The 11,827-nt window shown below is 68.5% G+C and carries 13 protein-coding genes; 9 read left to right on the top strand and 4 right to left on the bottom strand.

The features are described from left to right. Nucleotides 1-95: 95 nt before the first annotated feature. Complete coding sequence (locus ACXC9Q_RS35790; protein WP_457061072.1) at nucleotides 96-875, top strand: class I SAM-dependent methyltransferase; 780 nt, start codon at nucleotides 96-98, stop codon at nucleotides 873-875. Nucleotides 876-917: 42 nt separating this feature from the next. On the opposite strand, the gene ACXC9Q_RS35785 is transcribed toward ACXC9Q_RS35790, so the two are convergent. Continuing rightward, nucleotides 918-1,295 carry a hypothetical protein gene (locus ACXC9Q_RS35785; protein WP_457061071.1) on the bottom strand — a complete coding sequence of 126 codons (378 nt, stop codon included), beginning with the start codon at nucleotides 1,293-1,295 and terminating at the stop codon, nucleotides 918-920. A gap of 176 nt (nucleotides 1,296-1,471) precedes the next feature. Between ACXC9Q_RS35785 and ACXC9Q_RS35780 the strand changes: the two genes are divergently transcribed. Genes ACXC9Q_RS35780 through ligD form a run of 3 tightly spaced genes read left to right on the top strand, consistent with a single transcriptional unit; the run spans nucleotide 1,472 to nucleotide 4,826 of the window. Further along, on the top strand, nucleotides 1,472-2,674 hold the full coding sequence (locus ACXC9Q_RS35780) for a helix-turn-helix domain-containing protein (RefSeq protein WP_457061070.1): 1,203 nt from the start codon (nucleotides 1,472-1,474) through the stop codon (nucleotides 2,672-2,674). A 1-nt stretch (nucleotide 2,675) separates the two neighbouring features. Then, on the top strand, nucleotides 2,676-3,812 hold the full coding sequence (locus ACXC9Q_RS35775; RefSeq protein ID WP_457061069.1) for a branched-chain amino acid aminotransferase: 1,137 nt from the start codon (nucleotides 2,676-2,678) through the stop codon (nucleotides 3,810-3,812). A 36-nt stretch (nucleotides 3,813-3,848) separates the two neighbouring features. Beyond that, nucleotides 3,849-4,826: a non-homologous end-joining DNA ligase gene (ligD, locus tag ACXC9Q_RS35770; RefSeq protein ID WP_457061068.1), complete on the top strand. Its 978-nt coding sequence runs from the start codon at nucleotides 3,849-3,851 to the stop codon at nucleotides 4,824-4,826. Here ligD and ACXC9Q_RS35765 read toward each other — a convergent pair. Beyond that, nucleotides 4,823-5,425, bottom strand: coding sequence for a TetR/AcrR family transcriptional regulator (locus ACXC9Q_RS35765; protein WP_457061067.1), 603 nt, complete (start codon nucleotides 5,423-5,425; stop codon nucleotides 4,823-4,825). The two genes, ligD and ACXC9Q_RS35765, sit on opposite strands and share 4 nt — an antisense overlap. 83 nt (nucleotides 5,426-5,508) lie before the next feature. Between ACXC9Q_RS35765 and ACXC9Q_RS35760 the strand changes: the two genes are divergently transcribed. Continuing rightward, nucleotides 5,509-6,879: an FAD-dependent monooxygenase gene (locus tag ACXC9Q_RS35760; protein WP_457061066.1), complete on the top strand. Its 1,371-nt coding sequence runs from the start codon at nucleotides 5,509-5,511 to the stop codon at nucleotides 6,877-6,879. A gap of 13 nt (nucleotides 6,880-6,892) precedes the next feature. Beyond that, nucleotides 6,893-7,525, top strand: coding sequence for a nucleoside/nucleotide kinase family protein (locus ACXC9Q_RS35755; protein WP_457061065.1), 633 nt, complete (start codon nucleotides 6,893-6,895; stop codon nucleotides 7,523-7,525). Here the strand turns inward: ACXC9Q_RS35755 and ACXC9Q_RS35750 are convergent. After that, complete coding sequence (locus ACXC9Q_RS35750) at nucleotides 7,513-8,259, bottom strand: TetR/AcrR family transcriptional regulator (RefSeq protein ID WP_457061064.1); 747 nt, start codon at nucleotides 8,257-8,259, stop codon at nucleotides 7,513-7,515. The two genes, ACXC9Q_RS35755 and ACXC9Q_RS35750, sit on opposite strands and share 13 nt — an antisense overlap. Before the next feature lie 84 nt (nucleotides 8,260-8,343). Between ACXC9Q_RS35750 and ACXC9Q_RS35745 the strand changes: the two genes are divergently transcribed. Both ACXC9Q_RS35745 and ACXC9Q_RS35740 read left to right on the top strand, forming a co-directional pair. After that, the gene (locus ACXC9Q_RS35745; RefSeq protein ID WP_457061063.1) at nucleotides 8,344-9,243 is read left to right on the top strand and encodes an ATP-binding cassette domain-containing protein; all 900 of its coding nucleotides are present in this window, start codon (nucleotides 8,344-8,346) and stop codon (nucleotides 9,241-9,243) included. Nucleotides 9,244-9,253: 10 nt separating this feature from the next. Further along, nucleotides 9,254-10,027 carry an ABC transporter permease gene (locus ACXC9Q_RS35740; protein WP_457061062.1) on the top strand — a complete coding sequence of 258 codons (774 nt, stop codon included), beginning with the start codon at nucleotides 9,254-9,256 and terminating at the stop codon, nucleotides 10,025-10,027. A gap of 128 nt (nucleotides 10,028-10,155) precedes the next feature. Here the strand turns inward: ACXC9Q_RS35740 and ACXC9Q_RS35735 are convergent, their stop codons facing one another. Continuing rightward, entirely contained in the window at nucleotides 10,156-11,346 is a 1,191-nt protein-coding gene (locus ACXC9Q_RS35735; protein ID WP_457061061.1) for a cytochrome P450 family protein, read from the bottom strand. A 115-nt stretch (nucleotides 11,347-11,461) separates the two neighbouring features. On the opposite strand from ACXC9Q_RS35735, the gene ACXC9Q_RS35730 reads away from it, so the two are divergent. After that, nucleotides 11,462-11,671 (top strand): hypothetical protein, encoded by a 210-nt coding sequence (locus tag ACXC9Q_RS35730; protein ID WP_457061060.1) that lies wholly within the window; start codon nucleotides 11,462-11,464, stop codon nucleotides 11,669-11,671. Nucleotides 11,672-11,827 lie beyond the last annotated feature (156 nt).

Here is an 11,827-nt window from a genome sequence, read left to right as displayed (position 1 = left end):
TTTAGTAGAGACGCTCCATAACTGCGCGGTCAATGTGTTCGGCCCGTCGGAAACCCGACGGTGTCCGGAACCCGTCGCCGCCTAGGGTGAGCGGCATGACTCAGATCGACTGGGGTGCGGGCACGTACGAGTCGACCGCCGCGGACCTGCTGCCGGCGGCCCGGGAGCTGGTCGCGGCGGCGCGGATCCAGCCTGGCGAGCACGTGGTCGACGTCGGCGCCGGGACCGGCAACGTCGCCCTGGTCGCCGCCGGCCTCGGCGCTCGCGTGACCGCGGTCGAGCCGGCCACCCGCTTGCGCGAGGTGATCCAGGAAGCAGCCGGCGCGCGCGACCTGACCGTGGTCGACGGCACCGCCGCGGCGATCCCGCTCGGCGACGGCTCGGCCGACGTGATCCTGTCCAACTTCGCCGTCATCTTCGCGCCCGATCCGCACGCCGCGATCGCCGAGCTCGCCCGGGTGGCGAAGCCGGCCGGCCGCATCCTCCTGACCAGCTGGCTCCCAGGGGTGATGGATCAGATCGTCGGCATCGTGGCAACGGCGGTCCGCGAAGTCACCGGCGGCAGCGAGGCCACGGACGGCCAGATCGAATGGCACGACCGCCAGGCTCTGTCGGAGCTGTTCGGTGCGTACGGCTTCGAGGTCTCGACCACCGCCAAGGACCTCGCCGTCACCGCGGCCTCGCCAGAGGACTACTGGGAGACCCGCATCGCCAACCACCCGCTGGGCATCGCCACGTTCCCACTGCTCGAGAAGGCCGGACGCCTGACTGAGGTCCGTATCCGCATGCTCGACGTCATCGCCACTGACTGGACCACGCCGTCCGGGGAGGTCCGCCTCCCCGCGCAGTACCTGCTGGTGACCGCCACGCGCTGAGTGGCGGGTTTCGCCAGCGGCTAGTTGAAGCCGATGCGCCGGCTACGGGCCGCAGCTGAGGCACGGCCACAGCTGACCGCAGCGGGAACACAGTCCGTCCGCGCCCGGCGCCGGCAGCCACACGGCGGCCACTGTGTCGGCCGGTTGCACTGGTGGCTTCGTGACCGTCCTGCTCACGGTGGTGGGCGTACCGGGAAGCCAGTGGATCTGGGTGCGGCCGCCACTGCCGTGCACAGCCAGCAGAGACTCGACCCCGCCGTCCCAGGTCGACGTGCTCGGCGAAGGACCACGCCAGCGCACCGCGACTGTGCCGTCGGACCACTCCACGCCTTCGGCCAGGGTGCCTGTGCCGCGCACGCCGGAGACGGCGGTGTGGCGTACCAACCGGAAGAGGCGAGCCTGCCGCTGCATCGTGTTCACCTCTGCACTCTCGCCCAGCACGCGCTGCGCACAACAGGTGTGGTCTGTGGGCTGTGAGAACAGCCCACAGACCACATGCCCTTGCCTCCAAGGGTTCTGGGACAGTTTGTCGGCGAGGGCTTGTACTGTCCTCTGCACGGACCACGTGAGTTCGAAGCGCAAACGGGGGTGATCCTGTGGCTGAGTCAGCGTTCGGCGCGCAGTTGAGGCACAGCAGGCAGGCAGTTGGCCTCAGCCTGCGGCAACTGGCAACGCGAGTCGGCTACGACCACAGCTACCTGTCGCAGGTGGAGCGAGGCCAGCGCCCGGGCTCTGCCGGCCTGGCCCGCCTCTGCGACCGCGAGCTCGGCACCGGGGACGAGCTGACCACCACTTTCGAGCAGAAGCAGGCACAGTCGGGCCGGTCCACCCCCGCAGCGTCGCAGCCGGCTGATGCGCTGGAGGCGGCTTGGCACGGCCTCATCAACGCCTACGGCTGCACCGACGCGACTGCTGACCTCGGAGACTTCCGGAGTGTTCCACCTGCTCGCTTGCTGCCCGACCTGATGACGTATCTCCAGGTGGTGCAGGCGAGGGAGTCGGCCGACGCGGCTGTCCAGGCAGCGGAGCTGAGCGCGCTCACCGCAATGACGTTGACTGGCTTCGGAGAGCTGCGTGCAGCCAGGCGCTGGTGGCAGGTGGCTCGGACTGCCGCAGACAGCTCGGCCGACGTGTCGGTGCGGAGTTCGGTGCGTGCTCGCGAAGCCACGAGCGGACTGGCCGAGCGGCGACCGTTGATGCAGCTCCTGGCGACAGCCGAGGAAGCACTGGCGCTCGCGAGACCGATGCGCGGTGGCTGCGTAGTAAGGGCTCACGCCGCCCGAGCACGGGTCCTGGCGGAGCTGGGGCGGCAGGACGAGGCGCATCGGGCGCTGCAGGAGCTGATCGGGGTCGCGGATGAGTTGCCCTCGGCAAGCACCACGGACGGGCCGCTCGGCGACTGGACGGCGTACGAAGTGCACGGCGCTGAGGGGCGCGTGTGCGCCAGTCTGGGGTACGCCGATGCCGGGTGCGTCCTGCTGGCCCGCGCACTGGAGTTGTGTCCGGCCGAGCGACTCGGCGAGCGCGCCGGTCTGGAGTTGTGGCTGGCGGAGTGTCTGACAGTCGACGGAGAGGTCGCGGCAGGTGTTGCGCTCGCCCTGCGGGTGCTGGTCGAGCTGCCGGACGAGTGGCACACCTATTACTTGTACGACGACGCCAGCCGAGTCGTGACCGCTGCCCGGGAGCGAGCGCCCGGGCTCGCCGCGGTGCGGGATCTGGAGGTGCTGCTGGAGCGCAAGGTGTACGCGGAGGGCCGGAGTGTGGGCAGTGGGTCGTGGTCCGGCTGGGGGCGGGGGTAGCGTGCGCAGAGTGACAGCTGAAACGACGGTGACAGACGCGTGGGATTTCGCGGTCGAGTTGCGGAGTGATCCGGCCACTGCGGAGGCTCGGGCGGAGGTGCTGGCCAAGCCCTCGTTCGGGCAGTCGTTCACGGACCACATGGTGGTGGCCGATTGGACGGCTGACCGTGGATGGCATGACGCGAGGGTCACGGCGTACGCACCGATCAGGGTGAGTCCGGCTGCCGCCGTACTGCACTATTCGCAGGAGATCTTCGAAGGCCTCAAGGCGTTTCGGCACGCGGATGGGTCTGTCTGGGCGTTTCGGCCTGATCGCAACGCCGCCCGGTTCACGGCGAGCGCTGAGCGGCTTGCGCTGCCGCATGTGCCGGAGGACGCGTTTGTCGCGGCCTTGGGCGCGTTGGTGACAGTGGACGAGCCATGGGTGCCGTCGGCCGAGCACGGCGAAACCAGTCTGTACTTGCGTCCGTACATGATCGCCACCGAGGCCGCACTGAGCGTGCGGCCGGCTCGCGAGGTGCTGTTCGGCGTCATCGCATCTCCCGCGGGGCCGTACTTCGACACCGGACCCAAGCCCGTGTCGATCTGGCTGACGACCTCAACCATCCGCGCTACACCTGGTGGGACGGGTGCGGCCAAGTGCGGCGGGAACTACGCGGCCAGCCTCGCCGGCCTGGCCGAGGCGGTCGCCAACGGGTGCGAGCAGGTCGCCTTCGTCGACGCGGTCGAGCACAAGTGGCTCGAGGAGATCGGCAGCATGAACATGTTCTTCGTGTACGCCGATGGCCGCATCGCGACGCCCGAGTTGTCCGGCTCGATCCTCGAGGGCGTCACGCGGGCCTCGGTCGTCGACCTCGCGAAGGACCTCGGGCACACCGTCGAGGAGCGGCGGATCTCGGCGGACGAATGGAAGGACGGCGTCCGCAGCGGCGAGATCACCGAGGTGTTCGCGTCCGGGACGGCCGCGGTCGTCACCCCGATCGGCCGCGTCGCCTGGCCCGACGGCGACCTGACCATCGGCGACCACTCCGTCGATCACGGCGTCGGCCCCGTCACCCGGTCCATCCGCAGCGCCCTGCTGGACCTCCAATACGGCCGCACCTCCGACCCCCGAGGCTGGCTCACCCGCCTGGCTTAGTGCGGTTTGTCCCCCGCGGCGGTTAGGTTGAACGACATGGCCGAGTCCAAGGGGAAGGCGAAGTCTCCGGCGATCGAGCTGGAGGTGGGCGAGCGGACGGTGCGGATCTCGAATCCGGATCGGGTGTACTTTCCTGCGCGCGGGGAGACCAAGCTGGACCTGGTCAAGTACTACCTGTCCGTCGGAGATGGGATCGTCAACGCGTTGCGAGAGCGGCCCTGCATGATGCACCGGTTCCCGGAGGGGGTCGCGGGCGAGAAGGTGCACCAGAAGCGGCTGCCGCATGGGGCGCCAACGTGGATGGAGACCGTGCGGGTGAAGTTCCCGCGCTACAACCGGACCGCCGACGAGCTGTGCGTCACCGAGATCGCCCACGTCGCGTGGGCGGTGCAGATGTCGACGGTCGAGTTCCACCCGTGGAACTCCCGCCGCGCCGACACCGAGAAGCCGGACGAATGGCGGATCGACCTCGACCCGATGCCGGACTGCCCGTTCGATCGTGTACGCCGGGTCGCCCACGTCGCCCACGAGGTCCTGGAAGAACTCGGCGCGGTCGGGTATCCGAAGACATCCGGCGGCTCCGGGATCCACATCTACGTCCGGGTCGAGCCGTCGTACGGATTCTCCGACGTACGGCGTGCTGCCCTGGCGTTCGCGCGGGAAGTCGAGCGCCGCGCACCGGATGACGTGACGACGACGTGGTGGCGCAAGGACCGCGACCCGAAGAAACTCTTCGTGGACTACAACCAGAACGCCCGCGACCACACCATCGCGTCCGCCTACTCGGTCCGCGGGAATCCGGAAGGCACCGTCTCGACGCCGATCCGCTGGGACGAGGTCGACGACGTCGACCCGAAGGACTTCACCATCGAGACAGTCCCCGCCCGCTTCGCCGAGCTGGGCGACCTCCACGCGTTGATCGACGACAACGTCTACTCCCTCGACACCCTGATGGACTGGGCCGCCCGCGACGAACGCGAAGGCGCCGAGGAGCCACCCCCGCCAGAGGACTAGCCGGCCAATCCGTGGTGGAGGAGGTTGGTGAGGGTGTCGATCGCCTTGTCGTCACTGATCGTCTGGCCGTTGGCCGGGTTCACCACGAGCCAGGTGTAGGCGAAGCCCTCCATCAACGCGTTCATGGCGGAGATCTCCACGAGCGGGTCGGTCGGCGGGTTCGGCAGGTGGGCGAAGTGCTCGATCATGTGGGCGTCGTCATCGGCCATGATCTGCTGCAGCCGGCGGCCGAGCTCCGGGTCAGCCATCGCGGCCTGTTTGACCGCGATCATCTCCGGCAGATGCGCCTGGTAGAACCGCCAGAACGCGGCCACGTGCCAGCGGATCGCTGAGATCTTGCCGAAGTCGGCGTCGTGGCCGGCCTCGTCCACCACCAGCTCGTCGGCCTCCGCGAGCATGTCCTTCAGGAGCGCCTCGAGCAGCTCGTCCTTGCTCGCGAAGTGGTTGTAGAACGACCCCGTCGCCCGGCCCGCGGCCGCGGTGATGTCGGTGATCTTCGTGGTCAGGTATCCGCGCTCGGCGAACACCTCCCGCGCGGCCTGCTTCAGCGCCGCCTCGGTCCCGGCCGCCCGCTGCCGGCGGCTCACCGTGTCCGTCACCACGACCTCCTTGACACCGAACCCTAGCGAGGTTCAAACTGAATCTGAATTCAGTGAATCATAATTCATTCAAGGAGACCAGGATGAATGTACTGATAGCGGGCGCCGGACCGACCGGCCTGACCTTGGCGATCGACCTCGCCCGGCGCGACATCGCCGTACGCCTGATCGACAAGGCAACGGAGCACTTCGATGGATCGCGGGGCGACGGACTGCAGCCGCGAACCCTCGAGGTCTTCGAGGATCTCGGCGTCCTGGACGAGGTGCTCGCGCAGGGCCGGTCACTGCCGTTGATGAAGATCTACCTCGACGGCGCGTACGTCGACGCACGGCGGATGGCCGAGCCCGAGGAGCCGACCCCGGACGTCCCCTACCCGAACGCCTGGATGCTCGGTCAGTCCCGCACCGAGAAGATCCTCCGCGACAAGCTCGCCGAGTACGGCGTACGCGTCGAGCTGGACACCGCGATCGTCGGATTCACCCAGGACGACGACTCGGTGACCGCCGAGCTCTCCACCGGCGAGACCGTCGAGGCGGACTACCTGGTCGGCGCGGACGGCGGCCGGAGCTTCGTCCGCAGGCATCTCGGGATCGCGTTCGTGGGTACGACGGACGAGTCGATCCGGACGTTGCTCGGCGATGTCGCGATGGACGGACTGGATCACGAGTACGGCTACTGGTTCGCGGCCAAGGACAACCCGATGGCCGGAATCGCGGCGACACCACTCGCGGGTGGGGACCAGTTCCAGTTCGGCGCACCACTCGGTGAGGACGACGTCGACCCCTCGATCGAAACCCTGCAGGCGCTGGTGGATCGGTACGCCGGCCCCGGTGTGGCCAAGCTGCGGGATCTCACCTGGTCGACCGTGTGGCGTCCCAACGTCCGGCTGGCCGAGCGGTTCCGGGTCGGCCGGGTGTTCATCGCCGGCGACGCCGCGCACGTCCATCCGCCGACCGGCGGCCAGGGCCTCAACACCGGCGTCCAGGACGCGTACAACCTCGGCTGGAAGCTGGCGGACGGGCGTGAAGAGGTGCTCGCGACGTACGAGACCGAGCGCCGCACCAACGCCGAGCGCGTGCTCGGGATCAGCGAGGGCCTGATGCAGAAGCACGTCGACGGCGACGAGTCCGCGCTGGAACGCGGCGAGAACACCCGCCAGCTCGACGTCTCCTACCGCGACCGGTCCGACACCCGCCCGATCGCCGCCGGCGACCGCGCACCCGACGCCCCACTCACCGATGCCTCTGGCAACAAGGTCCGGCTCTTCGAGCTCTTCCGCGGCCCGCGCGAGACGCTGCTGCGCTTCTCCCCCACCACTGCGTCGACCCACCCGCACGCCATCGACATCAACCGCAACGGCGGCACCACGTACGCCTCACCCGAGGCCTTCGCTCACTACCACGCCCAGGACGGCGACGAGATCCTCATCCGCCCGGACGGTTACCTCGGCTGACTAGGATCGACGAGTGCTGACTCTGGACCCGGCCACCGCGTATGACCGTGCCGTCGACCTCGCGACCCGCCAACGGCGATCCATCCTCGGGATCACCGGCGCGCCGGCGGCGGGGAAGTCGACGTACGCCGAGCAACTCACCGCGAAGCTGATCGCGGACGGGTACAAGGTCGCCCTGGTGCCGATGGACGGGTATCACCTGGCGCAGTCGGTGCTGGATGAGCTGGGCCTGGCGGCAGTGAAGGGTGCGCCCCACACGTTCGACGGGTACGGGTTCGTCGCCTTGCTCAGGAGATTGAAAGAGACGCCGGACGAGCAGATCTGGGCGCCGCGCTTCGACCGCGGGCTGGAGGATTCGATCGCCGCGAGCATCGGAGTCGCACCCGAGGTCACGCTGATCGTGACCGAAGGCAACTACCTGCTCTTCGACGAGATGCCGTGGGCAACCATCCGCACACTGGTCGATCAGTGCTGGTACGTCGAGGTGCCCGAGCAACTGCGGCACGAACGACTGGAAGCCCGGCACCGCCGCTACGGCAGATCCCCCGAGGAAGCGCACGAACGCACCTACGGGTCCGACGAACGCAATGCCCAGCTCATCGCCGCGACGGCCCGATCGGCCGACGCGATCATTCAGCTGGACTGACAGACCCGGTCGATGAACGCGGCGACGCCGTCCAGGTAGAGCTGCAGGCCGAAGTCGAAATCGGCCTCGTTGTCCTCCTCGAAGCTTCCGACCTCGTCGAAGACACCTGCCTCGACCAGACGGAACACCGCCGGGTACACCCGCGGATCCACGACGCGCGCGAGGGTCGTGCCGAACTGCTGGAAGGCGGCCGGGTTCGCCTCGTACCCCGCGGCCAGGTCGAACGCGACCCGGATCTCGCCCTGGACATAGGTGATCAGGCCCATCACGACGCCGACCTTGGCCGCCTCCGGCAGGCCGGTGTCCTTCATCGCACCGAGGGCGGAGTCGAACCAGGCAAGGTTGTTCGGACCGGCCGGCGGTCCGGTGATCGGAAGCTTCGCGTACCACCGGTGCTTGCGGATCGCGGTCAGTACGCCGTCCGCCCAGAACGTCAGACCGGTCCGCCAGTCGATGTCCTCCGGCAGCGGCTCAGGACGCTCGAGCGCGGCGTCCGACATCATCACCAGCAGCTCGTCCTTGCTCTTCACATGCCGGTAGAGCGCCATCGTCGAGTTGCCCAGCCGCTCGGCCACCCGCGCCATCGAGACGGCGGCCAGATCCTCCGCGTCGGCGATCTCGATCGCGGCCCGGACGATGTCGTCGAGGGTCAGTGACGGCTTCGGCCCGCGCCGCGGCGCCTCCCGCAATCGCCACATCGCCGCCACGTCGGCCGGCAGCTCGTTGTTCTCCACCGCCTCAGTTTAGGGGTTGCCAGCCCGTACTGCGTACCTGCTACGCTATTTAGCGTATTCAATACGCAGTAAGGAAGGGGACCGATGATCGTCGAGGCAGCCGAGCTCCGGAAGTCGTACGGCGCGACCGAGGTGCTGGCCGGGGTCGACCTGCGGGTGCCGGAGGGTTCCGTGCTCGCACTGCTGGGCCCGAACGGCGCCGGCAAGACCACCACCGTGCGCATCCTGACCACGCTGACCAGGCCGGACGCCGGCCACGCCACGATCGCCGGGTACGACGTACTCCGTCATCCGGCGCAGGTCCGGGGAGTGATCAGCCTGACCGGGCAGTCCGCCGCGGTCGACGAGAACCAGACCGGCCGGGAGAACCTCGTGATGGTCGGCCGGCTGATGCATCTGGGCAGGCCCGCGGCACGCCATCGGACCGGCGAACTGCTGGAGCAGTTCGGGCTGACCGACGCGATGGACCGGCGAGTGAAGACCTACTCCGGTGGGATGCGGCGGCGACTCGACCTGGCGATGAGCCTGATCGCGCGGCCGCGGGTGATCTTCCTGGACGAACCGACCACCGGGCTCGACCCGGCCAGCCGGTCGATGATGTGGGACACGATCGGCGAGCTCGTCCGGGACGGGACCACGATCGTGCTGACCACGCAGTACCTCGAGGAGGCGGACCGGCTCGCCGACCGGATCGTGCTGCTCGACCGTGGCCGGATCGTTGCCACCGGCACCGCCGACGCACTCAAGTCGCAGGTCGGCGGCGAGCGGATCGAGCTGCGCTTCAGGACCGACCCCGAGTTGCTCAAGGCAACCGGCGTACTGGACGGGACCGCCGATCAGGACGTGCTGAGCATTCCGTCCGACGGTACGGCGGCGCACCTGCATCACGTGCTCGACGTGCTGCGGGACAACGGGCTGCAGCCGGAGCGAGTGTCGTCGCACCGGCCGACGCTCGACGACGTCTTCCTCGCACTCACCGCCTAGGAGTTCAGGGATGTCACACCAAGGGATCGCGGCCGCGTTCGAGGACGTGGCGACGATGGCCGATCGCAGTGTCCGGCTCGCGCGACGCAACGTCGACTCGTTGTTCGCGTCGATCCTGATGCCACTGCTGATGATGGCGCTGTTCGTGTACGTGTTCGGCGGCGCGATCAACACCGGGACGGAGTACATCAACTACGTCGTACCGGGGATCCTGCTGCTCACCACCGGGTACGGCGCCGCCTCGACGGCGATGGTGGTCGCGGACGACATGCACACCGGGATGATCGACCGGCTGCGCTCGCTGCCGATCCGCGGCTTCGCCGTCCTCGCCGGGCACGTCACCGGCAGCGTGGCGCGGAACGCGGCAGCGACGGCGATCGTCATCCTCGCCTCGCTGGCGATGGGGTTCCGGCCGGGCGGCGGCGTGCTCGACTGGCTCGCCACAATCGGCCTGCTGTTGCTCTACGTACTCGCGCTCTCGTGGCTCGCGGCCGGTCTGGGTGTGATCGCGAAGTCGGTCGAGTCGGCCAGCACGCTGAGTTTCTTCATGCTGTTCCTGCCGTACCTGAGCAGCGCGTTCGTCCGGCCGGAGACGATGCCGTCCTGGTTGCGGCCGGTCAGCGAGCACCAGCCGATCACGCCGGTGATCGAGACCGTCCGCAGCCTGCTGATCGGGACGCCGATGGGGAACAACGGCTGGATCGCACTGGCGTGGTGTTGTGGCCTGCTCCTGTTCTCGTTCCTGCTGGCGACGTCCTTGTACCGGCGTCGGACGAGCCGTTGAGCGCAGGTTTGGCACTGTTCGACGCACCGGGGGTTACACCATGACCCCCTGGACGAGTTAACGTAAAAGTCCCCCCCAACGTGTGGTGGTCCCACTCCCCCCGGGACTCACACGGACAAGCGCCCCGGTCATTGATCGGGGCGCTCTGTTTTCCGGTCTGCACCTGTCACTACCGGGAGCGCGACCAGCCCGCGGGTGCGGATGGTGTCGCGCCACGTGAGCTCGGTTCGCGGTACGGCGAGCGCCAAATCAGGCGTCTGATCGAGCAGCGCCTCCAGGGCGATCGTGATCTCGAGCCGGGCCAGCGGTGCGCCGACGCAGTAGTGGACGCCGTGACCAAGGGCGAGATGTCCGCCGGCAGTCCGATCGAAGTCGACCCGGTCCGCATCCGGGAACCGGTCCGCATCCCGGTTCGCCGACGCCAGCCCGAGCAGCACGGTCTCCCCCGCCGGGATCACCACGCCGCCGATCTCCATGTCCTCGACCGGGAACCGCCTGATCGCGAGCGGCGCGGGACCGTCGTACCGCATCAGCTCGTCGACCGCGGACGGCAGCAAGGACCGATCCCGGAGCAGCTGGTCCCAGAGTGCCCGGTCGTCGAGCAGTGCGAGGGTGGCGTTGCCGATCAGGTGGACGACGTTCTCGTAGCCGGCGAACAGGATCAGGAAGACGAGTGAGGCCAGTTCGTCGTCTGTCAGCCGGTCGCCGTGATCCCGCGCGGCGATCAGATCACTGACCAGGTCGTCGCCGCGGTCCGATCGCTTGCTCTCGATCAGTCCGGCGGAGAACTTCAACATTGCCCCGATCGCGGTCCGCGCCTCGTCCGGATCGGGCGGCGCGAGCACCGTGTCCGTCCACGTGCGGAAGTCGGTCCGGATCTCCTCCGGTACTCCGAGCAGGTCGCAGATCACGGTGATCGGCAGCGGTGCGGCGTACTCCGCGACCAGGTCGCCGTGGCCTCGTCGCACGACGGGTTCGAGCAGGGCGCCCGCCGTACGACGGATCGGACCGCCCAACTCGACGACGCGGCTCGGCGTGAAGGCACGGGTGACCAGAGTCCGGATCCGGGCGTGGTCGGGCGGATCCATGTTGAGCAGGTTGGCGTCGAGGGCCGGCGGGAGGCTCAGGCCGCGGTAGTTGCCGGGCAGTGCGTTGCGCTTGTCGACGGACAGTCGTGGATCGGCGAGTGCCCGGCGGACGTCGTCGTACCGAGTCACGAGCCAGGCGGGGCTTCCGTCGGGTCCGGCGATGCGGTGGACCGGACCGGACGTACGGAGGGCGGAGTAGGCGGCGTACGGATCGCTCGGGGTGATCGTCACCGCGCCCAAAATACTTTGTCGAGGTGTGTCGAATGCCGCTGCCCTGGTCCGACGTATCAGTAAGAGCGACCAACTGCTCCGAAGTATCAAGGAGCGACCAAAGGAGAGGGTCAGGATGAACACCACCACCGACAGCACCGTCAACTCGATGATCGTCACCATGCTGGCCGAGGGAAGCCCGGTCTGGTACGTCGCGGGCATGGTCAACATGCGCAGCCACGACGTGTACATGATCGGCCGTGCCGCCGGCTATCCGGACAAGGCCAAGCTGCGCCGCGCCGTCTGGGCCGCGAAGAACCGCACTCGCGTTCCGCAAGCCGCCTGAAACTCTTCCAGGTCGCTCCGAAGCAAGCGTCAGCCGCTGCTGCCCACCCCGGGCACAGCGGCTGACGTCTGTTCAGAGCACCCGCATGCGGCTGGGCCCTCGATCGGGTGGGGCTAGCCCTACTTCGGCGGCGATCCGGCCGAATTCGCGGTTCGG

The sequence above is a fragment of the Kribbella sp. CWNU-51 genome (assembly GCF_054073265.1).
Note: the sequence above shows the minus strand (reverse complement) of the source record. Positions and strands in the feature narration are given on the sequence as shown.